The sequence below is a fragment of the Pseudarthrobacter sp. B907 genome, assembly GCF_040137805.1.
GTDB lineage: Bacteria > Actinomycetota > Actinomycetes > Actinomycetales > Micrococcaceae > Arthrobacter.
The window spans coordinates 123,252-149,490 of the sequence record NZ_JBEEQE010000007.1; the positions used below are offsets into that span (position 1 = coordinate 123,252).

19 protein-coding genes are annotated in these 26,239 nt (G+C 70.5%); 5 read left to right on the forward strand and 14 right to left on the reverse strand.

From position 1 onward, the window contains the following. Window positions 1–46 precede the first annotated feature (46 nt). Window positions 47–1,480, reverse strand: a complete 1,434-nt coding sequence (locus ABLI39_RS08285; protein WP_349412967.1) for a glycoside hydrolase family 3 protein — start codon at window positions 1,478–1,480, stop codon at window positions 47–49. A 377-nt stretch (window positions 1,481–1,857) separates the two neighbouring features. On the opposite strand from ABLI39_RS08285, the gene ABLI39_RS08290 reads away from it, so the two are divergent. Then, window positions 1,858–3,009 (forward strand): glutamate--cysteine ligase, encoded by a 1,152-nt coding sequence (locus tag ABLI39_RS08290; RefSeq protein WP_349412968.1) that lies wholly within the window; start codon window positions 1,858–1,860, stop codon window positions 3,007–3,009. Between the two features lie 38 nt (window positions 3,010–3,047). Here ABLI39_RS08290 and tsaD read toward each other — a convergent pair whose 3' ends face one another. From tsaD to ABLI39_RS08320, 6 genes are all read right to left on the reverse strand, one after another. Further along, window positions 3,048–4,160 (reverse strand): tRNA (adenosine(37)-N6)-threonylcarbamoyltransferase complex transferase subunit TsaD, encoded by a 1,113-nt coding sequence (gene tsaD / locus ABLI39_RS08295; protein WP_349412969.1) that lies wholly within the window; start codon window positions 4,158–4,160, stop codon window positions 3,048–3,050. Beyond that, window positions 4,157–4,609 carry a ribosomal protein S18-alanine N-acetyltransferase gene (gene rimI / locus ABLI39_RS08300; RefSeq protein WP_349412970.1) on the reverse strand — a complete coding sequence of 151 codons (453 nt, stop codon included), beginning with the start codon at window positions 4,607–4,609 and terminating at the stop codon, window positions 4,157–4,159. Before rimI ends, tsaD begins: the two co-directional genes overlap by 4 nt. 71 nt (window positions 4,610–4,680) lie before the next feature. Next, a complete protein-coding gene (tsaB, locus tag ABLI39_RS08305; protein WP_349412971.1) occupies window positions 4,681–5,352 on the reverse strand; it encodes a tRNA (adenosine(37)-N6)-threonylcarbamoyltransferase complex dimerization subunit type 1 TsaB in 672 nt (223 codons plus the stop codon). Between the two features lie 2 nt (window positions 5,353–5,354). Then, on the reverse strand, window positions 5,355–5,972 hold the full coding sequence (gene tsaE, locus ABLI39_RS08310) for a tRNA (adenosine(37)-N6)-threonylcarbamoyltransferase complex ATPase subunit type 1 TsaE (protein WP_349412972.1): 618 nt from the start codon (window positions 5,970–5,972) through the stop codon (window positions 5,355–5,357). Then, a complete protein-coding gene (gene alr, locus ABLI39_RS08315) occupies window positions 5,969–7,192 on the reverse strand; it encodes an alanine racemase (protein ID WP_502935208.1) in 1,224 nt (407 codons plus the stop codon). The genes tsaE and alr overlap by 4 nt, the downstream gene beginning before the upstream one ends. A 676-nt stretch (window positions 7,193–7,868) precedes the next feature. Next, window positions 7,869–8,960, reverse strand: a complete 1,092-nt coding sequence (locus tag ABLI39_RS08320) for a carbohydrate kinase family protein (protein ID WP_349412973.1) — start codon at window positions 8,958–8,960, stop codon at window positions 7,869–7,871. Between the two features lie 82 nt (window positions 8,961–9,042). Here ABLI39_RS08320 and ABLI39_RS08325 point away from each other — a divergent pair, with 82 nt between their 5' ends. Beyond that, a complete protein-coding gene (locus ABLI39_RS08325) occupies window positions 9,043–10,485 on the forward strand; it encodes a family 4 glycosyl hydrolase (RefSeq protein ID WP_349412974.1) in 1,443 nt (480 codons plus the stop codon). A gap of 17 nt (window positions 10,486–10,502) precedes the next feature. Here the strand turns inward: ABLI39_RS08325 and ABLI39_RS08330 are convergent, their stop codons facing one another. Next, window positions 10,503–11,039: a GNAT family N-acetyltransferase gene (locus ABLI39_RS08330; protein ID WP_349412975.1), complete on the reverse strand. Its 537-nt coding sequence runs from the start codon at window positions 11,037–11,039 to the stop codon at window positions 10,503–10,505. 98 nt (window positions 11,040–11,137) lie between these two features. On the opposite strand from ABLI39_RS08330, the gene mshA reads away from it, so the two are divergent. The 3 genes from mshA to ABLI39_RS08345 all read left to right on the forward strand — a co-directional run bounded on the left by mshA (window position 11,138) and on the right by ABLI39_RS08345 (window position 15,654). Next, the gene (mshA, locus tag ABLI39_RS08335) at window positions 11,138–12,403 is read left to right on the forward strand and encodes a D-inositol-3-phosphate glycosyltransferase (RefSeq protein ID WP_349412976.1); all 1,266 of its coding nucleotides are present in this window, start codon (window positions 11,138–11,140) and stop codon (window positions 12,401–12,403) included. 73 nt (window positions 12,404–12,476) lie between these two features. Next, window positions 12,477–14,195, forward strand: coding sequence for a formate--tetrahydrofolate ligase (locus ABLI39_RS08340; protein WP_349412977.1), 1,719 nt, complete (start codon window positions 12,477–12,479; stop codon window positions 14,193–14,195). Between the two features lie 778 nt (window positions 14,196–14,973). Then, complete coding sequence (locus ABLI39_RS08345) at window positions 14,974–15,654, forward strand: putative endonuclease domain-containing protein (protein ID WP_349412978.1); 681 nt, start codon at window positions 14,974–14,976, stop codon at window positions 15,652–15,654. A 240-nt stretch (window positions 15,655–15,894) separates the two neighbouring features. On the opposite strand, the gene ABLI39_RS08350 is transcribed toward ABLI39_RS08345, so the two are convergent. The 6 genes from ABLI39_RS08350 to ABLI39_RS08375 form a co-directional block, all read right to left on the reverse strand. Further along, complete coding sequence (locus ABLI39_RS08350) at window positions 15,895–16,980, reverse strand: inositol-3-phosphate synthase (RefSeq protein WP_349412979.1); 1,086 nt, start codon at window positions 16,978–16,980, stop codon at window positions 15,895–15,897. Between the two features lie 217 nt (window positions 16,981–17,197). Further along, window positions 17,198–18,235: an L-glyceraldehyde 3-phosphate reductase gene (mgrA, locus tag ABLI39_RS08355; protein WP_349412980.1), complete on the reverse strand. Its 1,038-nt coding sequence runs from the start codon at window positions 18,233–18,235 to the stop codon at window positions 17,198–17,200. A gap of 15 nt (window positions 18,236–18,250) precedes the next feature. Beyond that, a complete protein-coding gene (gene treZ / locus ABLI39_RS08360; RefSeq protein WP_349412981.1) occupies window positions 18,251–20,020 on the reverse strand; it encodes a malto-oligosyltrehalose trehalohydrolase in 1,770 nt (589 codons plus the stop codon). Between the two features lie 37 nt (window positions 20,021–20,057). Next, window positions 20,058–22,382 (reverse strand): malto-oligosyltrehalose synthase, encoded by a 2,325-nt coding sequence (gene treY / locus ABLI39_RS08365; RefSeq protein WP_349412982.1) that lies wholly within the window; start codon window positions 22,380–22,382, stop codon window positions 20,058–20,060. Then, entirely contained in the window at window positions 22,379–24,619 is a 2,241-nt protein-coding gene (gene glgX / locus ABLI39_RS08370; RefSeq protein WP_349412983.1) for a glycogen debranching protein GlgX, read from the reverse strand. Before glgX ends, treY begins: the two co-directional genes overlap by 4 nt. Window positions 24,620–24,710: 91 nt before the next feature. After that, on the reverse strand, window positions 24,711–26,234 hold the full coding sequence (locus ABLI39_RS08375) for an NAD(P)H-hydrate epimerase (RefSeq protein ID WP_349412984.1): 1,524 nt from the start codon (window positions 26,232–26,234) through the stop codon (window positions 24,711–24,713). Window positions 26,235–26,239 lie beyond the last annotated feature (5 nt).

The window sequence follows — 26,239 nt, forward strand, 5'->3', positions numbered from 1 at the left end:
CTTTGTTCAGGATGGGCACAGCACCATTAAACGCCATGGCCCCGGTTCAGCGGCAGCCGGCACCCGCTCCCTGCGGCCCGACGGCGACCGGCAGCTTCCCCGGCGCGGTCGCTTTCCCGGCCAGCACCGCCAGCAGCGCGTCGAAGGCCTCCTGGGTCCGGCCGTAGAGCGCGATTTTCGCGGGCGCGGCGGACTTCTCCAGCGGCCAGGGGGCGTCGAGGGCAACCGCCACATCCGCGGTCGCCGGAGCTCCGCCATAGCCGATCAGCGTCACGAGCGGCCCGTCGCCGATCCGGATGCCGGCCTGGCCGGCCGCCGCCGCGAACCTGGCCCGGTCCTGTTCGGAGCCGCCGTTCACCCGAACGCTGGCCGGGACCATCGGCCCGCGGCAGGGCCCGGCCAGCACGGTGATGGCCTGCTGGGAGACTTTTTGTGACAGCGCCGAGCCGCTGCCCGGCGGCCTGCCCTGCGGCGCCAGGCTGCGCGCGCGCCAGAGCTGCATCGTGGCCACCCGGGTGGCCGCCTCGTCCAGCCGGGCGGCCGGCAGGGAGCCGCTGCGGACCGCGGCCACGATGGCGGCGTGGGCGGTTTCCACCGACGCCGGCATCAGCACCAAGTCCGCGCCGGCGGCGAGCGCCAGCGGGGCGGCGGCGTCGTTGGGGAACTGCTTCCCGATCGCACCCATGTTGAGGGCATCGGTCACGGCGACGCCCTTGAAGCCCATCCGGCGCAGCTCCGCGTAGGCCGCCGGCGAGACCGAGGCGGGCACCCCGGGCTGCAGCGCAGGCACGGCGATGTGCCCGGTCATGACCATGGGCAGCCCGGCGTCGATGGCGGCCTGGAACGGCTTCAGGTCCCTGGCGCGCAGCTGCTCCAGGCCGGCGCCCTGGACCGGCAGGCCCTCGTGCGAGTCGACGGTCACGGAGCCGTGGCCGGGAAAGTGCTTGGCGGCCGGCAGGATCCCGGCCGCCAGCATGCCGCGCGAGAAGGCGATGCCGACGTGCGCCGCGGTGTCCGCGCTGCCGGAGATCGAGCGGGCGCCGATGGCGGGATCTGCCGGGCCCACGGTGACATCCGCCGTGGGGGCAAAATCGACGTTGAAGCCGAGCCCGGCCAGCTCCGCGGAGAGGGCACGGCCGGCGTCGGACGCCAGCGGCTCACTGTCCGCGGCGCCGTAGCTCATCGGGGCCGGCCACTCGGTCAGGGGTGCGCGCAGCCGCGCGACAGCTCCGCCCTCCTGGTCCACGCCGATCAGCCCGGGCCAGCTGCGGCCGTCGGCCCGGGCCGCCCGCTGCAGGCGTTCGGCGGCGGCCCGCATGGCGGCAGTGTCCACCTGCCCGTCAGGGGCGGCAGGGACGTTGTCGCCCATCACGATCGAACCGGCGAGGTGCAGCCGCTCAATGGTCCGGGCATGGGCCTCGGAGTCGAGCCCGGGGAAGAACGGCAGCAGCACCTGCCCGGCCTTCTGCTCAAGGCTCATGCCCGAAACGGCACCGGCCGCGGCATCGGCGTCGCGTTGGTCCGGACCCCAGCCGAGCGGTCGCGGGGCCCCGGGCCCGGCGTCGGCCGCCGGCGGCGCCCCGGCGGCGGAGCCCCGGTCCGGGGTCGGTCCGGGGCCCGCAGCTTCCGGTCCGGCGCAGCCTGCCACCGCTACGGCAAGCCCCGTCAGGAGCGCCAGGGCCGCCGGCAACTGGCTTCTTCTGTGAAAACTCTCACGTATCAGCTGTAACTTGGCCACCAGCTCGATGCTACCCCTGCACTAGACTTGGAGCACCGTTGCCTTGCCACCGCATGCCGCCGCGGGCAGCAGCACAGCCGGCGACAAAACAGCGCGAAACAAAACAGCGAAGGGACCACATGAAGATTGATTTCGCTTCATCCAGGCAATCAACTCTTGGTGTGGAATGGGAACTCGCGCTGGTCGACGCCGAAACCGGCGAGCTGGCCTCGGTGGCCGGCGAGGTGCTCCGGGGGGTGGCCGACCGCCATCCCGAGCTGAACGAGGATGACGAACATCCCCATATCAAGCAGGAACTGCTGCTGAACACGGTGGAACTCGTCACCGGCATCTGCACCACCGTGGCCGAAGCCAAGGCGGACCTGGACAGCTCCCTCGCCGCGCTGCGCGAGGTCACCGACCCGATGGGCGTGGAGGTCTTCTGCGCCGGCAGCCACCCCTTCAGCCCGCCGCAGCTGCAGCCGGTCACGGACAAGGAGCGGTACGCCAAGCTGATCGACCGCACCCAGTGGTGGGGCCGGCAGATGGTCATCTACGGGGTGCACGTCCACGTGGGCCTGGACAGCCGCGACAAGGTTCTGCCGGTGCTCGACGGCCTGGTCAACTACTTCCCGCACTTCCAGGCGCTGTCCGCCTCCAGCCCTTTCTGGGGCGGCGAGGACACCGGCTACGCCTCCCAGCGCGCCCTCATGTTCCAGCAGCTTCCGACGGCGGGCCTGCCGTTCCAGTTCGCCAGCTGGGAGGAATACGAGTCCTACGTCCAGGACATGTTCACCACCGGGGTCATCGACACCCTCTCGGAGATCCGCTGGGACATCCGCCCGGTGCCCAACCTCGGCACCATCGAGATGCGGATTTGCGACGGGCTGGCCACGCTGGAGGAGGTCGGCGCGATCGCCGCCCTGACGCAGTGCCTCGTGGACGAGTTCTCCACCATCCTGGACAACGGCGGCACCATCCCGACCATGCCGCCGTGGCACGTCCAGGAGAACAAGTGGCGTGCGGCCCGGTACGGCCTCGACGCGATCATCATCCTGGACGCCGACGGCAACGAACAGCTCGTCACCGACCACCTGCGCGAGACGCTCACGCGGCTGGAGCCCGTGGCCGCGAAGCTCGGCTGCAGCACCGAACTGGCCGACGTGGAAAAGATCATCCGGCGGGGCGCCGGTTACCAGCGGCAGCGCCGCGTCGCCGCCGAGCACGGCGGCGACCTGCGCGCCGTCGTACTGGACCTGGTCAAGCAGATGCGCAAGGGCCCCGAAGCCTAGGTCCCCGGACGCCGCGTCCCTGTTCCCGGGCGTTGCGCCTAGGCGGACACGGAGGTCACCGGCATCGAGGAGTCCGGCGCGAAGCCGATCCCGCTCGGCGCCGTTCCGGCCATCACCAGCTGCGCACCGAGCGCGGCGACCATGGCCCCGTTGTCCGTGCACAGCGCCAGCGGCGGGACGGTCAACCGAATTCCGGCCGCCATGCAGCGCTGCTCCGTGAGCTGGCGCAGCCGCGAGTTCGCGGCCACTCCCCCGCCTAGCAGCAGCTCGGTGATGCCGTTTTCGCGGCAGGCGAGCACCGCCTTGGAGGTGATCACGTCCACCACGGCCTCCTGGAAGGCGGCGGCGATGTCCGCGACCGGCACCTCCTCACCGCGTGCCTCGAACTGCTCCACGCAGCGGGCGACGGCGGTTTTCAGGCCGCTGAAGGACCAGTCGTACCGGTGCGGGCCCGGTTCCTCCGCGGTGCCCATGTACTTGGGCTGGGTCAGGCCGCGCGGGAACCGGATCGCCTTGGCGCTACCGGTGCGCGCCAGCCTGTCGATCGCCGGCCCGCCCGGGTAGCCCAGCCCCAGCAGCCGCGCCACCTTGTCGTAGGCCTCGCCGGCGGCGTCGTCGATCGTGGAACCGAGGAGCTCGACGTCGTCCGTGATGCTGCGGATCCGGAGGATCTCGGTGTGCCCGCCGGAGACCAGGAGCGCGCCGAGGTTCTCAGGCAGCGCATTCCCACCGGCAAAGACGCTCGGGACGCCGTCGCCCGGCTCGAGCAGGCCGACGCCGACGTGCGCCACCAGGTGGTTGATCGCATACAGCGGCTTACCGGTGGCAACGGCGAGCGCCTTGGCCGCGCACACACCCACCATGAGCGCCCCGGCGAGGCCCGGGCCGGACGTCACGGCGATGGCGTCGACGTCGGCCAGGGTCACGTCCGCCGCGGCGAGGGCCTCCCGGAGGGTGGGGACAAACGCGTCAAGGTGCGCGCGCGAGGCGATCTCCGGGATGACCCCGCCGAAGCGGACGTGTTCGTCCATGGAGGATGAAACCGTGTTGGCCAGCAGCCGGGTTCCGCGGACAATGCCGACGCCGGTCTCGTCACAGGAGGATTCAATTCCCAGCACCAGTGGCTGGGAACTGTGCGCGATATGGTTCATGCTCGGTCCGTTTCGCTCGGAGGGGTGTGCAGTTGCAGGCGCATGATCAGCGCGTCGACGCCGTCGCGGTAGTAGCGCGGCCGGACGTGGATCTGCTCGAAGCCGAAGCGCCGGTAGAGCTGCTGGGCGCGGGGGTTGTCGGCGCGCACCTCCAGCAGCACGTCGGCGGCATGCCGGCGCCGGCTTTCGCGGATCAGCTCGGTCAGCAGCGCCGACCCGATCCCTTTGCCCTCGCGTTCGGGCACGACGGCGATGGTCTGGACGTCCGCGATGGGTTCGATGCACATCAGCCCGGCGTAGCCGACGATCTCGCCGTTGGCTTCCGCAACGAGGTAGCGCCGGGTGTCGGTCTGCGTCAGTTCGTCGGCAAACATCTGCAGGGGCCAGGCGTCCACCGGGAACAGCCGGAGCTCCAGGGCGTGGACGGCGGGAATGTCCGCGGGAACCATGGGACGGAGCTCCACGCCGGGCGGGCCCTGCGGCGGGCCGTGTCGCGGGCCCTGCGGGGCGTCCGGGGCGGTCACAGCGCGCGCTTCCGCGGCCCGGGGACCTGCGCGTCCGATTCGCGCAGGTACAGCGGGGTGCTGTCCAACAGCTGCTCCCCCGCCGCGAGGCGGGCCAGGGCAAACTGGCCCAGCGAAAGCGCCTCGGGCTGACGCCCGGAGAACTCCGGGACCACGTTCAGGACGTCCGGGTACAGGCCGGCGCCGGCGCCGTAAACGGGAAGGTCCGGCAGCTCGGCGGCGAACCCCACATGGGGCCCGTCCAGCAGCCGCGGGAGCTGGCCGGCGGTCTGGGCGTAGCGGGCCCAGTAAACCTCCTTGCGCCGCGCGTCGGTGGCCACGATGAACTCGGCCGGGGCCTCCGTCGACTCGGCCACTTCCAGCGCAACGGCGTCGAGGCTCATCAGCCCGTACAGCGGCTTGTCCCAGACGAACGCCAGGCTGCGCGCCGTGACGATGCCGGAGCGCAGGCCCGTGAACGGGCCCGGCCCCACCCCGGTGACAATCGCGTCGACGTCGGCGCCGCGAAGGCCCGCGCCGGCGAGCAGCTGCTCGATGCCGGGGGCCAGCACCTCGGCGTGGCTGCGGGTGTCCGCGGTGGCGAAGCTGCCGACGACGGATTCCAGCGAATCGTCGGAGACGAGCGCGGCGCTGGCAACGGCCGAGGTATCGATGGCGAGGATCAGCATGGTCAGTCCGTTTCCGGGGTCGCGGGCGGGGACGGGAGAGCCGCCAGGGCGGCGGGCGGTTCGGCCCAGCGCGGGCCGAAGCCGCGGAAGACCACGGTCCGGGGCTCGTCGGCGTCGTCGGTGTCAAAGTCCAGCACGACGCCGGCGGGCTGGGATCCGACGTTCTGGGCGTCGGCCTGAGTGCCGGCCTGAGTGCCGCCGAGCTGGCGGTGCAGGTCCACCTCGAGCCGGCTCTCGCTCAGGTGCTCCACCCGGCCGCGGCCCCATTCCACCACGGTCACGGAGCTGTCCATGGTGTTTTCCAGGTCGATGTCGTCGATTTCGGAGGCCGATTCCAGCCGGTACGCGTCGACGTGCACCAGGTCCGGACCGCCGGGGCGCGGCCCGTCCGGCCGGTTGGGATGGATCCGGACCAGCACGAAGGTGGGCGAGATGATCCCGGCGCGGACGCCGAGTCCTTCGCCGAGGCCCTGCGTGAAGGTGGTTTTGCCGGCGCCGAGTTCGCCGGTGAGGACCAGCAGGTCCCCCGCCTGCAGCCCGGCGCCGAGGGCGGCCGCAAGGGCGTGCGTCTGCCCGGCGGTCCCGACCGTGAGGGTCCGCTCCCAGGCCGCTTCGCTCACTGTCCTGCCCCGGCGTCGGGCGCGGGCTCTTCGTTGATGTACCGGCGCGGCACCCGCGGGCTGATCCGGGTGACGATCTCGTAGTTGTTGGTGCCGGCCGCCCGGGCCCAGTCCTCGGCCGTGGGGCCGCCGTCGGCGCCGTCGCCGAACAGCACGGCCTCGGCGCCGAGCAGCGTGGCCCCACCGGCGGAGACGTGCAGCGGACCGAGGTCGATCACCATCTGGTCCATGGCGATCCGGCCCACCACGGGGTAGGTCCGACCCGCCACCCGGACGGGGCCGCCGGTGGCGACCCGCGGGACGCCGTCGGCGTAGCCCAGCGGGACCAGGCCGAGGGTGCTGTTGCCGGCGGTGCGGTAGTTCAGCCCGTAGGAGACGCCCTGGCCGGCGGGCACGTCCTTGCAGTGCGCGACGACGGTGCGGACGGACATCGCCGGGCGCAGGCCGACTTCCGCTGAACTTTGCCCCTCGAACGGCGAGAGCCCATAGACGCCCAGGCCCACGCGGACCAGGTCAAAGTGTGTGTCCGGCCGGGACAGCGTCGCCGGGGTGTTGGCGAGGTGGCGGACCTCCGGGTCGACGCCGGCGTCCTGGGCCATCGCCAGCACCTCGCGGAAGGCGGCCAGCTGCTCGTCGGTTTCGGGGCGGTCGGGTTCGTCGGCGACGGCGAGGTGGGAGAAGATCCCCACAACGCGCAGCAGCCCCTGGTCCTGGTATTCCATCGCCTCGCCCAGCAGCGTGTCCCAGGACTCCAGGGTGGCGCCGTTGCGGCCGAGCCCGGTGTCGACCTTCAGGTGGATCCGGGCGGGGCGTTCCTGCTCGCGGGCGGCGGCGACGATCCGGCCGAGCTCCCAGCCGGAGCAGCCGATGTCGATGCCGGCGGCCACGGCGGCGGCGAAGTTGCTTTCGGGGGTGTGCAGCCAGGCCAGCAGGGGGGCCTCGATGCCGGCGGCGCGAAGGGCCAGCGCCTCGGAAATGTGGGCGGCGCCGAGCCAGCTGGCCCCGGCGCTGAGCGCGGCACGGGCGACGGGGATGGCACCGTGGCCGTAGGCGTCGGCCTTGACGACAGCCATCACCTTGGCCGGCGAGGCCACGGCCGCCAGCCGCCGGACGTTGTACCGGATGGCTTCGAGGTCGATCACGGCCGACCGTTCCTCGCCATGGCCCGGACCGGCGTCCGCCAGGGGCCGGAAATCACCTGTTGCTGCTGGGTATATCACTTTACGATTCTACGGGTGGCGGCAGTTGCTGCTGAATTCCGCACCCGGCCGGCACCTCCGGACATGCCCATCCCTCCCCGACGGACATGCCCATCCCCGGCGGCCAGTAGTGGACACATCAGGAATATGCCCACTCCCCGACCCAGGCAACGGGCATGTCCATCTCACCAGGAAACCCGGCCCACGCCCCCCCAACGGACATGCCCATCCCCGGCGGCCAGCAGTGGACACATCAGGAATATGCTCACTCCCCGAACCAGGCAACGGGCATGTCCATCCCACCAGGAAACCCGGCCCACGCCCCACCAACGGACATGCCCATCCCCGGCGGCCACCAGTGGCCAGATCAGGACTATGCCCACTCCCCGCCCCAGGCAACGGGCATGTCCATCTCACCAGGAAACCCGGCCCACGCCCCCCCAACGGACATGCCCATCCCCGGCGGCCACCAGTGGACAGATCAGGACTATGCCCACTCCCCGACCCAGGCAACGGGCATGTCCATCCCTGCAGGAAACCCGCCCCACACCCCACCAACGGACATGCCCATTCCCGACAGCCAGCAGTGGACAAATTAGGAATATGTCCACTCCTCGAACCAAGCAACGGGCATGTCCATCCGACCGGGACGCCCGCAAGCGCAGTCCCAACCCACCCCACACCCCACAAACCCTGGCTACGCGTCGGAGAGGTGCGCGATGGTCGCCGTCGCCCGCCGCTGCGCCTCGGGGGGCACGTTGCGGACAATCTCTTCGAGGAAACGGTAGCGGCGCAGCCACTGGCTGCCCTGGCGTTCCTTGCGGGCGTTGGCGCGCTGCCACCAGTCGGCGAGGTCACCCCAGCCGGGGGCTGCGAGCGAGCCGCCAACGTGCTGCACGGCCAGGGCCGCGCACAGGTTGGCGAAGCGGAGCCGGTCCCCCAGCGGCCAGCCCGCCAGGCAGCCGACAATAAAGGCCGCCCCGAAGCAGTCCCCAGCTCCGGTGGGGTCAAAGGCCGGGACCGGCAGCGACGGTACCCACTCCTCTTCGCCGGTTTCGGAATCCACCGCCATGGACCCCTGCGGGCCCAGGGTCACCACGGCCACCGGGACCTTGTCCGCGAGCGCGTAGAGCGCGGCCCACGGGTTGTCCTTGCCGGTGAAGGCCATGGCCTCCTGCTGGTTGGGCATAAAGGCGTGGAAGTACCGCAGGTTGTCCAGCCGCGCTGGCGCCCAGGTGCCGGTAGGGTCCCAGCCGACGTCGCCGAAAAGCCGCACGCCGGCCCGGTGCGCGTCGACGGCCCACGGTTCCAGTTCCTCGCCCAGCTCGGCAACGGCGGCGAGGGCGGGCGGCGCGCAGCCGATCAGTTCGGTGGAGGTGATGGGCGCCGGGTGGCCGTGGGTGACCATGGAGCGGTCCTTCTCGACGCTCAGCGACACGGTGACGGGCGAGTGCCAGCCGGGCACGCGCCGGGAGAGCGAGAGGTCCACGTGTTCCTGCCGGTCCAGGATCTTCCAGTTGTAGTCGCCGTAGCCGTCGTCGCCAAACGCGGCGGCAAGCCCGGTCCGCAGCCCCAGCCGGGCCGCGGCGATGGCCTGGTTCGCCACCCCGCCTGGGCAGCTGCCCATCCCCTCGCTCCAGATTTCGGTGCCGGGCAGGGGTGCGTGCGGGAGGCCGGTGAAGATGATGTCCTGGAACACGGTGCCTGTCAGGAGCAGGTCGAAGCCACCCGCCGCCGGGGTCCGGACGGCGGCGAGCGGGTCGAAGCGCGGCGCTGGAATCGCGTCCATACACGGCACACTACGCCGTCCCTGTGGCCTGCGGTAGACGGCGCTCCGGGCCCCCGGGCGCCCCGCAGAATAGACTGCAGTCATGCGGCTCATGATTGCCGGCGGCGGCGGATTCCGGGTGCCGCTGCTTTACCGGGCGCTCTCCGCCGGGCCGTTCGCGGGCCTGGTCCGGGAGCTGGTGCTGTACGACGTCGACGCCGGCCGGCTCGCCGCCGTCGGGGCCGTGCTGGCCGCCATGCCGCAGCAGCCGGGCGGGGCAGGTGGCGGTCCACGCGTCCGCACCACCACGTCCCTGACCGATGCGTTGCCCGGCGCGGACATGGTGTTTGCCGCGATCCGGCCCGGCGGCACGGCCGGACGCACCGTCGACGAGCGGGTGGCGCAGGACCTGGGGCTACTTGGGCAGGAAACAACCGGGGCCGGCGGCATCTCCTACGCCCTGCGCACCATCCCGCCGATGCTTCAGCTGGCCCAGGCGATGCGGCGCCTCTGCCCCGCGGCGTGGCTGGTCAACTTCACAAACCCGGCGGGCATGGTGACCGAGGCGCTGGTACCGGTGCTCGGCGAGCGGGTGGTGGGGATCTGCGATTCGGCCGGCGGGCTGGTGCACCGCGCCGCCCGGGCCGCCGGCGTCGCGCTCCCGGCAGGCCGGCTCGACGGCGCGGGGTATTACGGGCTCAACCATTTGGGCTGGCTCTACCGGCTGGAGGCCGGCGGCGCGGACCTCCTGCCCGGCCTGCTTGCCGACGCCGGGGTGCTGGCCGGTTTCGAGGAGGGCCGGCTCTTTCCGCAGCCCTTCCTGGCACAGTTGGGCTGCCTGCCGAACGAGTACCTGTTCTACTACTACGAGACCGCCCGGGCCGTCGCCGCCATGCGGGCCGCCGCGCAGACCCGCGGCGAGTCCATCCACGTCCAGCAGGCCGAGCTCTATCCGCGGCTCGCGTCCGCCGGCCCGGACGCGTACCGGCTCTGGGATGCCGCGCGCCGCTCCCGCGAGGAGGGTTACTTGGCCGAGGCCCGGGCGGCCGGGGAGCACCGCGACGAGGAGGACCTGGCCGGCGGCGGCTACGAGCGCGTTGCGCTGGCGGCGATGCGGGCCCTTTCCGGGGGCGGCGAGGCCCAGCTGGTACTCAACACCCGCAACGCGGTGCCGATTCCGGGCGGGGCGCCGGCCGCGGCGGTCCCGGGACTGCCGGTGGACGCCGTCGTCGAGGTCCCCTGCCGGGTGGGCACGGACGGTGTGGTCCCGATCCCGCAGGACCGGCCCGCGGAGGCGCAACTGGCGCTGATGCGGCGGGTCAAAGACGTCGAACGGCTCGTGGTCCGGGCCACCGCCCCGGCGGGCGGCGTGGCCCGGGCCACCGGCCCGCAGTCCGCATCCGACGCCGGGGGCCGCCGGGAGGCTGCCCTGGCCGCGTTCGCCCGGCACCCGCTGGTCGATTCGGAGGAGCTCGCGGCTCGGCTGCTGGCCGGCTACGAGGCGGCGTTTCCTGACCTCGCGGCGCTCTGGGCTGCGGGGTCTTAGCTCTGGGCCACGGGGTCCTAGAGCCTGCGGTACATCACGTGCAGGCCCACGTAGCCCAGCCGCGGGTGGTTAAAGGCCTCCGGGATGGTACCGAGGATTTCGAAGCCCATGCCCTGCCAGGCGGCGACGGCCCGGACGTTGCTTTCCACCACGGCGTTGAACTGCATGGCGCGGAACCCGGCGTCGCGGGCCGCCTGGAGCGAGTAGGCGCACAGGGCGCGGGCCACGCCCCGCCCGCCGTACCCGGCGCGGACCATGTAGCCGGCGTTGGCGACGTGGCTGCCGCCGCCGCCCTGGTTCGGGTGCAGCTCGCCGGTGCCGAGCACCATGCCGTCGGACCCGCCCGTTCCGACAGCCACGAAAGTCTGGCCGGGGGCCGTCTTAAACCACTTGTCGCGGGCCTGGACCTCGGTGGTGTCGGGGTCCCAGGTGAAGGTCTCCCCCGCCCTGATGACCGGCTCCAGGATCTCCCAGATGGCGGGCCAGTCCTCCGCGGTGGCCTCACGGATCTCCCACGGGGCCGAGGCCGGCACGGTTTCTGCGGTTGCGCTCACAGCCGCCACGTTAGCAGCACGCCGGCCGCGGCGGACCGGTCAGCGGTTCAGGAGTAGTGTTTTACCGAATCCACGTCGCGCGAAGGGAAGGAAGCAGGATGCCGCTGGTCCGCCGCGTCGCCTTCCTCTCCCTGCACACCTCGCCGATGGAACAGCCCGGCTCCGGTGACGCCGGGGGCATGAACGTCTACGTCCGCGCCCTGGCCGCGGCCCTGGCGGAGACCGGCGTCGAGGTGGAGATCTTCACCCGGTCCACCGCGGCCGGCCAGGCCGCCGTCGAGCACCCGTCCCCGGGCGTCTGCGTCCACAACGTGCTCGCCGGTCCGCCGAGGAAGCTGCCCAAAGAGGAACTACCGGCGCTGCTGCACAGCATGGTCGCCGAAATCGACCGGATCAAGCAGCTTCAACCGCATGGCCGCTACGACGTCATCCACTCCCATTACTGGGTCTCCGGGGTCGCGGGGCTGGAGCTGTCGGAGCTGTGGGGGGTGCCGCTGGTGCACACCATGCACACCATGGCCAAGGTCAAGAACCTGCTGCTGGAGTCCGGCGAACAGCCCGAGCCGCGCCGGCGCGAGGAGGGCGAACACCGGATCGTCGACGGCGCCGCGCGGCTGATCGCGAACACCGGCACCGAGGCCGCCGAGCTGGTCTCGCACTACGACGCCGACCCCGACCGCATCGACGTGGCGCCGCCGGGCGTGGACCTCTCCGTGTTCACGCCCGCCTTCCGGAGCCGCGCCCGCAGCCAGCACGGCGTCCTGCCGGGGCGCTTCCACCTGCTGTTCGCCGGTCGGATCCAGCGGCTCAAGGGCCCGCAGGTCCTGATCAAGGCCGCCGCCCTGCTGCGCGGCCGCCGCCCGGACATCGACCTGCAGGTCACCATCCTGGGCGCGGTGAGCGGGTCGAAGGATTTCGACCTCAAGGCGCTGATCACCGCCGCGGGCATGGACGACGTCGTCACGCACCACCCGCCGGTCAGCGCGCCCACGCTGGCCGGCTGGTACCGCTCGGCCGACGTCGTGGTGATGCCCTCCTACAGCGAGTCCTTCGGACTCGTCGCCCTGGAAGCCCAGGCCTGCGGCACCCCCGTGGTGGCCACGAAGGTCGGCGGGCTCTCGCGCGCGATCTTCGACGGCCGGACCGGGCTGCTGGTGGAGGGCCACAAGGCCGCCGACTGGGCCGACGCGCTCGAGGCCCTGCACGACGACCCTGCCACCCGGGAGGACATGGGCCGCGCGGCGTCCGTGCATGCCCAGGGTTTCGGCTGGCAGCGCACCGCCGCGATCACGCTGGAAAGCTACCAGGCCGCCCTGGTCCAGTATTTTGGAACACGAAGCATCCCGGTGGGCCACACGCCGTGACCGGGAGCCAGACCGGGCCAACCGCCGGAACCACCGGCCGGAACGCCATGACGCCACGAGCCGAAGGACAACGATGTCTGAGAACACCACGGAAACCACCGACTCCGGGACCGCCCCTATCCTGAGCGATCTGGAGATCGCCCAGCGGGCCACCATGCGGCCGATCGAGGACATCGCCGCCGCCGCCGGGATCAACCCCGAGGCGCTGGAATTCTACGGCCGTTACAAGGCGAAAATCGACCCCGCCAAGCTGACGCTCGACGCCGCGCATGCCCCCGGCAAGGTGGTGCTCGTCTCGGCCATGTCCCCGACGCCGGCTGGCGAGGGCAAATCCACCACCACGGTCGGGCTGGCGGACTCCCTGGCCCGCGCCGGGCACCGGGTGATGATCGCGTTGCGTGAGCCCTCGCTTGGGCCAATCCTGGGTATGAAGGGCGGCGCGACCGGCGGCGGCTACTCCCAGGTCCTGCCGATGGACGAAATCAACCTGCATTTCACCGGCGACTTCCACGCCATCACCTCCGCCAACAACGCCCTGATGGCGTTGGTGGACAACCACATTTACCAGGGCAACGCGCTCAACATCGACCCGCGCCGGATGACGTTCAAGCGCGTGCTGGACATGAACGACCGCGCCCTCCGCGAAGTCGTGATCGGCCTGGGCGGCCCGACGCAGGGTGTGCCGCGGCAGGACGGTTTCGACATCACGGTCGCCTCGGAGATCATGGCGGTGTTCTGCCTCGCCACCGGCCTGGACGACCTGCGCACCCGGCTGGGCCGGATCACCTTCGGCTACACCTACGACCGCGAACCGGTCACCGTGGCCGACCTCGGCGTCCAGGGCGCCCTGACCGTGTTGCTCAAGGACGCCATCAAACCCAACCTGGTGCAGACCATCGCCGGCACCCCGGCGCTGGTGCACGGCGGGCCGTTCGCCAACATCGCGCACGGCTGCAACTCCCTCATCGCCACCCAGACAGCGCGGGCCCTGGCCGACGTCGTCATCACCGAGGCCGGCTTCGGCGCCGACCTGGGCGCCGAGAAGTTCATGGACATCAAGGCGAGAATGGCCGACGTCGCGCCGTCCGCCGTCGTGGTGGTGGCCACCATCCGCGCCCTCAAGATGCACGGCGGAGTCGCCAAGGACCAGCTCAAGGAGCCCAGCGTCGAGGCACTGGCCGCCGGCGTCGCGAACCTGCAGCGGCACGTGCGCAACGTGGAGAAGTTCGGCATCACCCCGGTGGTCGCGATCAACAAGTTCGGCACGGACACCCAGGAGGAACTCGACTGGCTGCTGGACTGGTGCGCCGCGGAAGGTGTGCAGGCCGCCGTGGCCGACGTCTGGGGCCGCGGCGGAGGCGGCGACGGCGGCGATGAGCTCGCCGCGAAGGTCGCCGCCGCCATCGACGCCCCGCACGGCTTCCGGCACCTGTACCCGCTGGAGATGTCCGTGGAGGACAAGATCCGCACCATCGTGCAGGAGATCTACGGGGCCGACGGCGTCGACTTCTCCGTCCCGGCGCTCAAGCGGCTCGCGGAGATCGAGAAGAACGGCTGGTCCGGGATGCCGGTCTGCATGGCGAAGACGCAGTATTCCTTCAGCGACGACGCCACCAAACTCGGCGCGCCGAAGGGCTTCACCGTCCACGTGCGCGACCTGATTCCGAAGACCGGGGCCGGGTTCATCGTGGCGCTCACGGGCGCGGTCATGACGATGCCGGGCCTGCCCAAGGTCCCCGCGGCGATGCGGATGGACGTCGACGCCCACGGCAACCCCGTCGGCCTCTTCTAAACGCTCCCTCACTTCCGGCGCCACCAAACCCAACGCTCCCGCACATCCGGCGCCCCCACACCCAACGCTCCCGCACATCCGGCGCCCCCAAACCCAACGCTCCCGCACATCCGGCGCCCCCACACCCAACGCTCCCGCACATCCGGCGCCCCCAAACCCAACGCTCCCGCACATCCGGCGCCCCCACACCCAACGCTCCCGCACATCCGGCGCCCCCAAACCCAACGCTCCCGCACATCCGGCGCCACCAAACCCAACGCTCCCGCACATCCGGCGCCACCAATCCCGACGCTCCCGCACATCCGGCGCCCCCAAACCCAACGCTCCCGCACATCAGGCGCCCCCAAACCCAACGCTCCCGCACATCCGGCGCCCCCAAACCCAACGCTCCCGCACATCCGGCGCCCCCAAACCCAACCCTCCCTCGGATCGTGGGCGGCGACAGAAAAAGCTGTGGATAACTTCTGCACGGATTTTCGAAGTCGCTCACAATGCCAGCATGAGAACGCGGAGAGATCTTCCTGGCGTGCTAGCGGCCGGACCCTTCACCCTTGCAGCTGCAACGTCGTTGGGAGTGCCCAGAGCGAGACTCCGACAGCCCGACTTCAGGCACATCAGCCGGGGCCTTTACCGGCCTGCGGGTTGGAGCTTTGAGCTTGAGGCGGCGGCTCGAGCGCTGTCCGCCGCGTCGCCGGAGGCTTGGATCTCGCACGTCACGGCTGCCAGGCTCCGCTGCCAGCTCTTGCCTCCGTGGCTCTCGGACTCTGAGGAACTGCACTTGAGCAAGCCGCGCGCGCTCCCGGAAGTTCGCCGTAAGGGGATCGTGGGACACACGGTTGTTGCGTTCGACGACGAGATCGAGTCAGCGGACGGCATCCGGATCAGTACCCGTCCCCGGACGTGGCTCGACCTAGCCCGGCAGTTGAGCCTGCCCGAGCTTGTCTGCATGGGCGATGAGCTCGTTCGGATCCCCCGGTTCAATCTGGAGGGGCGGAGCGAGCCTTTCGCGACCATCGACGGGCTGCGAGTTATGCTGCGCCGTCATCCGAATCTCCAGGGGATCGTCCGCGCACGGGAGGCCCTTGATCTGATGCGGGTGGGAGCCGATTCAGGGCCTGAGACTCTCCTCCGCCTCGCGATGTGCGACGCCGGGCTGCCTGAACCGGAGCTGCAAATCGAGTTGCGCGCTGGCATTGCGGGGACGCCGACGGCGGACCTTGGGTATCGGCGACGGCGCCTTGCGGTCCAGTACGACGGCGAGCACCACCTACTCCCTGCCCAGATCATCAGCGATCGCCGGCGGGACAAGGCCTTCGAAGCAGCGGGGTGGACGGTTCTCCTTCTAACAAGAGCTGATCACGCTGATGGCTTCGCTGGGGCCACCGCCAGGATAAAGCGATCCCTCCGCAGCGCATACATCAGCCCGTCAACCGCTGCCGGCTTTTCAGACGCCGTCTGAGGGAGCGTCTCTGCCGTTCCTGCACAAAGTGAGGAAGGATTGCGTCTGTGCCGACCGGAAGTGAGGGAGGATCGCGTCGGTGCCGACCGGAAGTGAGGGATCGTCGCTGCCCACACCCTGAAAACACAACGCTCCCGCACCATAAGTGCGGGAGCGTTGCGGTTAAACGCACCATAAGTACGGGAGCGTCGTGTTGGAACCCGCCGGACGTGAGGGAGCGTCCGGAGGGACAGGTGGGGCTTAGCGCTCCAGGTCGCCGCGGATGAAGGCCTCGACCTTTTCGCGGGCGAGGTCGTCGTTGAACTGCTCCGGCGGGGACTTCATGAAGTAGCTCGACGCCGAGAGCAGCGGGCCGCCGATGCCGCGGTCCAGGCCGATCTTGGCGGCGCGGACGGCGTCGATGATCACGCCGGCGGAGTTGGGAGAGTCCCAGACCTCCAGCTTGTATTCCAGCGAGACCGGGGCGTCGCCGAAGTTGCGGCCCTCGAGGCGGACGAAGGCCCACTTGCGGTCATCGAGCCACTGCACGTAGTCCGACGGGCCGATGTGCACGTCCTTGGCGGCGAGTTCGGCCTCGACGTTGGAGGTCACGGCCTGGGTCTTGGAGATCTTCTTGGACTCGAGGCGGTCGCGCTCGAGCATGTTCTTGAAGTCCATGTTGCCGCCGACGTTCAGCTGGTACGTGCGGTCCAGGGTGACGCCGCGGTCCTCGAACAGCTTGGCCATAACGCGGTGCGTAATGGTCGCTCCGATCTGGCTCTTGATGTCGTCACCCACAATCGGCACACCGGCGGCGGTGAACTTGTCCGCCCACTCCTTGGTCCCGGCGATGAACACCGGCAGCGCGTTGACGAACGCCACGCCGGCGTCGATCGCGCACTGGGCGTAGTACTCGGCGGCTTCCTGGGAACCGACCGGCAGGTAGCAGACCATCACGTCGACCTGGGCGTCCTTAAGGGCCTGGACGACGTCGACCGGCTCCTCCGGGGACTGCTCGATAGTCTCGAGGTAGTACTTGCCGAGACCGTCCAGGGTCGGGCCGCGCTGGACCGTGACGCCGGCGGGCGGGACGTCGGCGATCTTGATGGTGTTGTTCTCGCTGGCGAGGATCGCGGCGGACAGGTCCTGGCCAACCTTCTTGCCGTCGACGTCGAAGGCCGCCACGAACTGGACGTCGTTGACGTGGTACTTGCCGAATTGCACGTGCATCAGACCCGGGATCGTGGCCTGGGGATCGGCGTCCCGGTAGTACTCGACGCCCTGGACCAGCGAAGTGGCACAGTTACCCACGCCGACGATTGCAACACGAATCGGATTTGCAGACACGAAACTCCCTTTGAGAACAAACTTCACGTGCCCGGCGCGGCCATACTCTGATGTACGGCGGCGGCAAACGGGCACAACGCCATGCGGCACTCTTGCATTCTAGTCAACGGCGCCGGGACTCAAGTTGTTCCCGGCCGCGGCGCCCAATCTGTTACGCCGTGCGGGCACCCCGCCGGGCGCCCCGGAGTGGCGCCCTGACGGGCGCCCAGGCGTTCGCTTACTTCTGCGCCCAGAGATTGATGTCGGACTCGACGGCGAACTCGTCGATCGCGTCCAGCTCATCGGCCGTGAAGTCCAGGTTCTCGACCGCGGCCAGGGTGTCCTCGAGCTGGCGGACACTGGACGCCCCGACCAGCGCGGAGGTCACCGAGGCGCCCTTGCCCTGCTCGCGGAGGATCCAGGCGATCGCCATCTGCGCCAGGGTCTGGCCCCGTCCCTGGGCGATCCGGTTGAGGCCCCGGATCCGGTCCAGGTTTTCCGCGGTGATCATGCCCTGGTCCAGGGATTTGTCCTGCGCCGCACGGGAATCCGCCGGTACGCCGTCGAGGTAGCGGTCGGTGAGCATGCCCTGCGCCAGCGGCGAGAAGGCGATGGCTCCGGCGCCCACCTGCTCCAGCGCCTCGTAGAGGCTGGGGCTGCCGTTCTCGGTCCAGCGGTTCAGCATGGAGTAGCTGGGCTGGTGGATCAGCAGCGGGGTGCCAAGCTCCTTGAGGATCCGGGCCGCCTCGAGGGTCTGCTCCGGGGTGTAGGAGGAGATGCCCGCGTACAGCGCCTTGCCGGAGCGGACGGCCTGGTCCAGGGCGCCCATGGTCTCTTCCAGCGGGGTTTCCGGGTCGGGCCGGTGGCTGTAGAAGATGTCGACGTAGTCCAGGCCCATCCGGCCCAGTGACTGGTCCAGGCTGGCCAGCAGGTATTTGCGCGAGCCCCAGTTGCCATAGGGCCCCGGCCACATGTCGTAGCCGGCCTTGCTTGAGATGACCAGTTCGTCGCGGTACGGGGCGAAGTCGTCCTTGAAGTGGCGGCCGAAGTTGGTCTCCGCGCTGCCGTAGGGCGGGCCGTAGTTGTTGGCGAGGTCGAAGTGGGTGACGCCCAGGTCGAAGGCGCGGCGCAGGATGGCGCGCTGCACCTCGAACGGTTTGTCGTCCCCGAAGTTGTGCCACAGGCCAAGCGAAATGGCCGGCAGTTTCAGGCCGCTGCGGCCCACCCGGCGGTACGGCATGGAGTCATAGCGGTTCTCTGCTGCATGGTAAGTCATAACTACTATCCTGTCCTATTTCGAAACGACGGCGGCGCTGTGCCCCGGCAGCTCAACCTGGCCGGCGGCCAACGCGACGCCGTCCTCGGTGGCCAGCAGCAGCGAACCGCCGCCGACGGCAACCCGGCGGGGTTCGGCGGAGAAGTTCATCGCCACCTCCACGCCGCCGCGGCGCAGGCGCAGCCAGCGGTCGGCCTCGCTGAAAGCCACCGCCGTGTCCTCGAACCCCAGCCCGGCGAGCTCCGGGGTCGCGCGGCGCAGCGCGATCAGGTTCCGGTACAGCTCGAGCAGCCGCGCGTGGTCGCCGGTCCCCGCCTCGGACCAGTCCAGCTTGGAGCGGGTGAACGTGGCCGGGTCCTGCGGGTCGGGCACGACGGCGGGGTCCCAGCCCATCCGCTCGAACTCCTTGATCCGGCCCTCCGCGGTGGCCTTTCCGAGCTCGGGCTCCGGATGGGACGTGAAGAACTGCCAGGGCGTGGTGGCGCCGTATTCCTCCCCCATAAACAGCATCGGGGTGAACGGGGAGGTCAGTGTCGCGACGGCGGCGAGCGCCAGCTGCCCGTAGCCGAGACTCTGGGAGAGCCGGTCGCCCGTGGCCCGGTTGCCGATCTGGTCGTGGTTCTGGCTGCACACCACCAGGGCGGCGGGGCGGACCAGGGAGGTGTTGATGGGACGGCCGTGGTGCCGCTCCCGGAAGCTTGAGTAGCTGCCGTCATGGAAGAACCCGTCCACCAGGACCTTGGCCAGCGCCGCGAGCGAATCGAAGTCGCCGTAGTAGCCGGTGGTTTCGCCGCTGACGTTGACGTGGACGGCGTGGTGGAAGTCATCGCTCCACTGCCCGGCCAGGCCGCAGCCGTTGACGGCACGCGGGTAGAGCAGGCGCGGGTTGTTCAGGTCCGACTCCGCGATCATGGTCGCCGGGCGTCCGGTTTCCGCCGCCACCGCGTCGGCGAGGGCACCGAAGTCCTCGAGCAGGTGCACCGCGCGCTCGTCCTTGAAGGCATGCACGGCATCGAGCCGCAGGCCGTCCACGTGGTAGTCGCGCAGCCACATGGCGGCGTTGTCCAGGATGTAGTCCCGGACGACGTCGGAGCCCGGTCCGTCCAGGTTGACCGAGTCGCCCCAGGTGTTGCCCTCCCCGGCCTTGAGGTACGGCCCGAACCGGGGCAGGTAGTTGCCGCTGGGGCCGAGGTGGTTGTAGACCACGTCCTGGATCACGCCCAGGCCCGCGGCGTGGGCCGCGTCGACGAAGCGCTGGTAGGCGGCGGGGCCGCCGTAGCCCTCGTGCACGGTGTACCAGAGGACACCGTCGTAGCCCCAGTTGTGGGTGCCGTTGAACCCGTTGACCGGCAGCAGTTCCACAAAGTCGACGCCGAGGTCCGTCAAATAGCCGAGCTTTCCGGCCGCTGCGTCGAGGGTCCCCTCGGGCGTGAAGGTGCCCAGGTGCAGTTCGTAGATGACCCCGCCCTGCAGTCCGCGGCCCGTCCAGTCGCCGTCGCCCCACGTGTGGGCCCCGGCGTCGAAGGTCCGCGAGAGCGAGTGCACACCCTCGGGCTGGCGGCGCGAGCGCGGGTCCGGCAGTGGTGTGGTGTCCCCGTCCAGCAGGTAGCCGTAGTCCACCTCGCCCGAAGGTGCCTCCGGGGCGGTCCACCAGCCGTCCCGGCCGTCCCCGGACGCCGACGCCGGGCGCATCGCGTGCCGCTGTCCGCCGGCGAGCAGCGTGACCTCCCGGGCTTTGGGCGCCCAGAGGTCGAAGCGTTCGGTTCCGTGTGCGGGCAGAGTCATTGCCGCTCCCATCTGTCTGTTCGTCAGGTCGTGCGTGTCAGGCGGCCGGGACCAGCAGCGCCACCGGGTAGTCGCGCAGGATCTCCCCCACCTGCACCGTTCCCGGGCCGAAGGACCTGCCGCTGAGCTGGTCCGTCATGGCGGAGGCGAGGTCAATGGCGGTGTCCTGCCAGCCTCCCCGCTGTTCCAGGCCGCGGGGCAGCCTGGTGGCCAGGGTGATGGCCCCGGGTGCGCCGGTTCCGCGGTCGAAGGCGATCAGGTGGCCGGCCGCAGGGCCGGTGGCCGGCACGGCCCTGTAGCCGGTGAACAGCTCCGGCCGGTCCCGCCGCAGCCGCAGGGCCCGGGAGGTGACCAGCAGTTTTGCCGCGTCGTCCCGGTACGACGCCGGGAGCTCGCCGGCGTCGAGCGCTGCCAGGGCGGCGCGGCGGGCGGCGAAGTCGAACGGGCGGCGGTTGTCCGGGTCGGTCAGCGAACGGTCCCAGAACTCGGTGCCCTGGTACACGTCCGGCACGCCGGGCATGGTGAGCTGGACGAGTTTGGCGGAGAGCGCGTTGGCGGAGCCGTACGGGTCCAGCAGGGTCACCAGGGCATCGAGTTCGGCGCGCACCTCGGGGTTGTCGAAGGCCGCGTCGACCGCTGCCGCCAGCTTCGCCTCGAACTCCGCGTCGGGATCGAGCCAGTTGGTCGAGTTGCCGGCCTCGCGGGCGGCCTTCTGGGCGTAGGACTGCAGCCGGTCCCGGTCCGCCGGCCAGACCCCGGCAACCGCCTGCCACAGCAGGTTGGCCAGCGGCCCGTCCGGCAGTGGCGCGAGCTTCTGCAGCCGGCCCAGCGACGCGGTCCACTCCGGGGCCAGCTCCGCAAGGACCGAGATCCGCGCGCGGGTGTCCTCGCTGCGCTTGGTGTCGTGGGTGCTGAGCGTGGTCATGGACAGCGGCTGCGCGGCCTGGCGCCGGGCCATCCGGGCGTGGAACTCGTCGGTGGACACCGCGAACTCGGTGGGGTCCGCGCCGACTTCGGTAAGGGTGCCCAGCCGGGTATACCGGAAGAAGGCGGTGTCCTCGACGCCCTTGGCCATCACCATGCCGGAGGTCTGCTGGAAGCGCCGGCCCAGTTCCTCATCGGCGCCGGGGCCGGCGCGCAACAGCAGCGGCAGCAGCGCCTGCACGGCCGGTTCCAGTTCCGGGCGGCGGCGGGCCGCGAGCTCACACGCCTCGCGCAGCACGTCCTCCCCCTCGGGAAGGTAGCTGCGGTACACCGGGAAGGCCGCGGTGATCTCGGAGAGCGCATCGACGGTGGCCTCCGGGCCCAGCCCGGCGGAAGCCGGGACCAGCCGGGCGAGCCGCAGCATCTCCGAATGCAGGATCCCGTCCGTGATCCGGCGCTTGGTGCCGCGGATCATCTCCTCGTAGTCCGCGGGCGTTCCGCCGCGCAGCGACGCGTCCAGCGCATCGAGGCCAGCCTGCCCGGCCGGGTCCACAAGGACCCGGTCCACGTCCGCAAGGGCGTCGTACCCGGTGGTCCCCTCGCACTCGAAGCCGGCGGGAAGCTCCTCGCCGGGCTCCAGGATTTTCTCGATCAGCAGGTAGGCCCCGCCGGTCACCTCGCGCAGGCGCCGGAGGTAGCCGGCCGGGTCCGCGAGGCCGTCCGGGTGGTCGATGCGCAGGCCGTCCACCAGGCCCTCACGGAACCAGCGGACCGCCTCCTCGTGCGCCTCGTCGAAGACCTCCGGGACCTCCACCTTGATCCCGGCCAGGGTGTTGACGGCGAAGAACCGGCGGTAGTTCAGGTCGTTGTCGGCGCGGCGCCATCCTACGAGTTCGTAATGCTGCCGGTTGTGGACCTCGCGCGGGTCGTCCCCTTCCGTATAGCTGCCCTCGGCCAGCGGGAACCGGTGGTCGTAGTAGCGCAGCTCGCCGTCGCGGACTTCCAGCGCGTCCACGTCCGAGTCGTCGCCGAGGACCGGGATCCGGATCCGGCCGCCGCCGAAGTCCCAGTCGACGTCGAACGCCTGGGCGTAGCGGGACTGCCGGCCCTCCTTGAGCAGCGACCACCACCATGGGTTCTGCACCGGGGTGGCGACGCCGACGTGGTTGGGCACGATGTCCACCAGCACGCCCATGCCGGCCTCCCGCGCGGCACGGGACACCGCCTCGAGCCCCTCCGGGCCGCCGCGGTCCGGGTCGATCGCGGCGGGGTCGGTGACGTCGTAACCGTGGTCCGAGCCCCGCTCCGCGGTCAGGATCGGCGACAGGTAGACCCAGTCGACCCCCAGGGATTTCAGGTAGGGCACGGTCGCGGCGGCATCCTGCAGGGTGAAGCCGGACCGGATCTGCAGCCGGTAGGTCGAGGCGGGGGTCCTCATGAAGCGGAAGCCTTGGCGGCGCTGGTTTCCGCAGCCTTGGTCTGCGCCTCCACCATCTCGTCCTGGGCGTCCTCGTGCTCGGCCATCGAGGCCAGCGACGCGGCGGCGGAGTAGTCCACCTCCACCTCCGGGCCTGAATAGGCGCGCAGCACCACCATGGACTTAGCCGCCAGCGTGAGCGCGGCACCGGCCTTGAGCGGTTCGTCCTTGTCGGCCTTGTCCGCTGTGTCCACCAGCAGCTCCCAGAACGGCGAGTACTCCTCGTTGGGCAGCACGAAGTCCACGTTGTCGTCGTGGGCGTTGAAGGCCATCAGGAAGCTGTCGTCGGTGATCCGGCGGCCGCGCGAGTCCTGCTCCTGGATGCCGTGGCCGTTGTAGAAGACGCCGATGGTCCGGCCGAAGCCGCTGCCCCAGTCCTCGGGCAGCATTTCGCTGCCGTCGGTCTTGAGCCAGACGATGTCGGGCAGTTTCTCGCCCTCGCCGCGGACGACCGGCCGGCCGTCGAAGAAGCGGCTGCGCCGGAACGTCGGGTGGTCGTGGCGGATCTTGTTGACGAAGGCGGTGAACTCCACGAGCGGCTGGTCCATGGCCTCCCAGTGCACCCAGCTCAGTTCGGAATCCTGGCAGTAGGTGTTGTTGTTGCCCTGCTGGGTGCGGCCCAGTTCGTCGCCGTGCAGCAGCATCGGCACGCCCTGCGAGAGCAGCAGCGTGGCGATGAAGTTCCGCTGCTGGCGGGCGCGGAGGGTCAGCACGGTGTCATTGTCCGTGTCGCCTTCCTCGCCGCAGTTCCAGGAGCGGTTATGCGATTCGCCGTCGTTGTTGCCTTCGCCGTTGGCCTCGTTGTGCTTCTCGTTGTAGGAGACCAGGTCCCGCATGGTGAAGCCGTCGTGGGCGGTGACGAAGTTGATCGAGGCCACCGGGCGGCGGGCGGAGCTTTCGTACAGGTCCGCCGAGCCGGTCAGGCGGGAGGCGAATTCGCCCAGCGTGGAGGGTTCGCCGCGCCAGAAGTCGCGGACGGTGTCGCGGTACTTGCCGTTCCATTCGGTCCACTGCGGCGGGAAGTTGCCTACCTGGTAGCCGCCGGGCCCGACGTCCCACGGCTCGGCGATCAGTTTGACCTGGGACACGATCGGGTCCTGCTGGATCAGTTCGAAGAAGGTGGAGAGCTTGTCGACGTCGTAGAATTCGCGGGCCAGCGTGGAGGCGAGGTCGAAGCGGAAGCCGTCGACGTGCATCTCCGTCACCCAGTAGCGCAGGGAGTCCATCAGCAGCTGCAGGGAGTGCGGGTGGCGGACGTTGAGCGAGTTGCCCGTGCCGGTGTAGTCCATGTAGTGCTTCAGGTCGCCGTCGACCAGGCGGTAGTAGGCCTGGTTGTCGATGCCCTTGAAGGAGAGCGTGGGGCCGAGGTGGTTGCCTTCCGCCGTGTGGTTGTAGACGACGTCGAGGATGACCTCGATGCCGGCGCGGTGCAGGTCGCGGACCATGGCCTTGAATTCCTGGACCTGGTGTCCGACGTCGCCGGAGGAGCTGTAGGTGTTTTGCGGGGCGAAGAAGCCGATGGTGTTGTAGCCCCAGTAGTTGTTGAGGCCTTTCTCCACGAGGGTCCCGTCGTTGACGAACTGGTGGACGGGCATCAGCTCGATCGCCGTGATGCCGAGCTTCTTCAGGTGTTCGATGACCGCCGGGTGGGCGACGGCAGCATAGGTGCCGCGCTGTTCCTCCGGAATATCCGGGTGCAGCTCGGTCAGGCCCTTGACGTGGGCCTCGTAGATGACCGACTGGTGGTATGGGATCCGCAGCTGGCGGTCGCCGTCCCACTCGAAGAACGGGTTGATGACCACGCCGTGCATGGTGTGCGGCGCGGAGTCGGCGTCGTTGCGGGAGTCGGGATCGCCGAACTCGTAGGTGAAGAGCGCCGGGTCCCAGTCGATCTGGCCTTGGACTGCCTTGGCGTAGGGGTCCAGCAGCAGCTTGTTGGCGTTGAAGCGGTTGCCTTTTTCGGGTTCGTACGGGCCGTGGACGCGGTAGCCGTACTTCTGCCCGGGCTGGATCTGCGGCAGGTAGCAGTGCCAGACGTAGCCGTCCACCTCGGTCAGTTCGATCCGGGTCTCGCTCAGGTCATCAGCCAGGAGGCAAAGTTCGACCCGCTCCGCCTGTTCGCTGAACAGGGCGAAATTGGTGCCGGTGCCGTCAAAGGTGGCTCCCAGCGGGTAAGCCGTTCCGGGCCAGACTTCCATGTGTACTCCTCGTGCGTTGCGAACTATCTCTAGACAGACTACTTGTAAGCAGGGTTACTAATTGACCGGGCGCATTATGCGTGCGCCATTGTTACAGTCGCCCGATCACCTCCGGCAGCGCGTCCGCGATGGCCGACGCCGTCAGCGGGCCGCCGTTGGAGGCGACGGTGCCGGCGCGGCCGTGCAGGCTGGCCGCCATCGCAGCGACGGCGGCCCACCGGTCGGGTTCGTTGATGCCGCGTGACCCGAAGGCCCCGGCGTCGCCACCGAGCTGGGCCAGCAGGGCCCCCAGCACCCCGGCCAGGACGTCGCCGCTGCCGGCGGTGGCCATCCAGGGGCTGGCCTCGGCCTGGCTGAAGACGGCGCCCGACGGCGCTGCCACGAGCGTGGTGGCGCCCTTGAGCAGCACGGTCGCCCCGGTCAGTCCGGCGGCTTGCCCGACGGCGGCGAGCGTTGCCTCCTCGACGCCGGAGCGAGCCGGGGCCGCGCCGTACCGGCCCAGCAGGGTGGCCAGCTCCCCCGCGTGCGGGGTCAGCACGGTGTGCGGGGAAAGCTGGCGGGGCAGGGCCGGGAGCGCGCCGGCGTCGGCCACGGTGGGGAGCCCGGCGGCGGCCGCCTCGCGGACCCGCTCCAGCTGCTCGTGGGCGCCGTCGTCCAGGCCCGGGCCGAGGAGCCAGGCCTGGACGTGGGCGTCGGCGACGCTCGTGCCGCACACCACCTCGGGGCAGGCCCGGCGGACCAGGTCGGCGACCTCGGGGGGACCCAGGTAGCGGACCATGCCGGCACCGGCGGCCAGCGCACCGCGGCAGGCGAGCACGGCGGCCCCCGGGTAACGGGTGGACCCGGCCACAACACCAAGCACGCCCCGGGAGTACTTGTGGGCGCGACGGCCGGGGTGCGGCAGCAGCGCGGCCAGGTCGGCGTTCTCGAGGCGGCGCAGCGCCGGGGCCCCGAGAGCGTGCTCGATGCCGATGGGGATGGTCCGCAGCCGGCCGGTGAAGTCGGCGCCGGGGTCGGCGAGGAGCCCGGCCTTGGGCGCCCCGAAAGTCACGGTCATGTCGGCCGCCAGGACGGGGGCGTGCGCCTCGCCGGTGTCGGCGTCCACGCCGCTGGGGATGTCGCAGGCCACAACAAGCTTTGGGCGGGAACAGCCAAGCGCTTCGATCAGGGCCGCCGCCGGACCGCGCAGCCCACCTTGGGCGCCGGTTCCGAGGACAGCGTCCAGCACGACGTCGGTCCGGGCCGCCGCCGCCGCGAGCTCTGCCGCGTTGGACTCGCCGAGCACGGTGTCCTGGCCGCCGGCGGCGCGGAACGCCGCCAGTGCGGCCGGGTGCGCCTCCCCGGCAGTGAGCACCGCCGTCGTCCGCAGGCCCCGGCGGGCCAGCAACGCCGCCGCGAAGAGACCGTCGCCGCCGTTGTTGCCCTTGCCGGCGAGCACGGTGACGCTGGAGCCGTAGGCCCGCAGCCCGCGGTCCCGCAATTCGCCGACCACCGTGTTGGCGAGGCCGTAGGCGGCCCGCTGCATCAGAACAGCGCCCATACCGGTGTCCGCACTTGCCTCGAGAAGCCGCTTTTCGACTTCTCGGATGTGGGTCCCGGTATAGGCGCTGATCATGGGGT

Excerpts from the sequence above, each read along its gene's own strand:
- ABLI39_RS08340 (WP_349412977.1), top strand. The coding sequence starts at position 12,477 with ATGTCTGAGAACACCACGGAAACCACCGACTCCGGGACCGCCCCTATC.
- glgX (WP_349412983.1), bottom strand. The coding sequence starts at position 24,619 with ATGGAAGTCTGGCCCGGAACGGCTTACCCGCTGGGAGCCACCTTTGAC.
- rimI (WP_349412970.1), bottom strand. The coding sequence starts at position 4,609 with ATGGTTCCCGCGGACATTCCCGCCGTCCACGCCCTGGAGCTCCGGCTG.
- ABLI39_RS08320 (WP_349412973.1), bottom strand. The coding sequence starts at position 8,960 with ATGGACGCGATTCCAGCGCCGCGCTTCGACCCGCTCGCCGCCGTCCGG.
- mgrA (WP_349412980.1), bottom strand. The coding sequence starts at position 18,235 with ATGACTTACCATGCAGCAGAGAACCGCTATGACTCCATGCCGTACCGC.
- ABLI39_RS08290 (WP_349412968.1), top strand. The coding sequence starts at position 1,858 with ATGAAGATTGATTTCGCTTCATCCAGGCAATCAACTCTTGGTGTGGAA.
- ABLI39_RS08375 (WP_349412984.1), bottom strand. The coding sequence starts at position 26,234 with ATGATCAGCGCCTATACCGGGACCCACATCCGAGAAGTCGAAAAGCGG.
- mshA (WP_349412976.1), top strand. The coding sequence starts at position 11,138 with ATGCCGCTGGTCCGCCGCGTCGCCTTCCTCTCCCTGCACACCTCGCCG.
- treY (WP_349412982.1), bottom strand. The coding sequence starts at position 22,382 with ATGAGGACCCCCGCCTCGACCTACCGGCTGCAGATCCGGTCCGGCTTC.
- ABLI39_RS08285 (WP_349412967.1), bottom strand. The coding sequence starts at position 1,480 with ATGAGCCTTGAGCAGAAGGCCGGGCAGGTGCTGCTGCCGTTCTTCCCC.
- tsaD (WP_349412969.1), bottom strand. The coding sequence starts at position 4,160 with ATGAACCATATCGCGCACAGTTCCCAGCCACTGGTGCTGGGAATTGAA.
- ABLI39_RS08325 (WP_349412974.1), top strand. The coding sequence starts at position 9,043 with ATGCGGCTCATGATTGCCGGCGGCGGCGGATTCCGGGTGCCGCTGCTT.
- treZ (WP_349412981.1), bottom strand. The coding sequence starts at position 20,020 with ATGACTCTGCCCGCACACGGAACCGAACGCTTCGACCTCTGGGCGCCC.
- tsaB (WP_349412971.1), bottom strand. The coding sequence starts at position 5,352 with ATGCTGATCCTCGCCATCGATACCTCGGCCGTTGCCAGCGCCGCGCTC.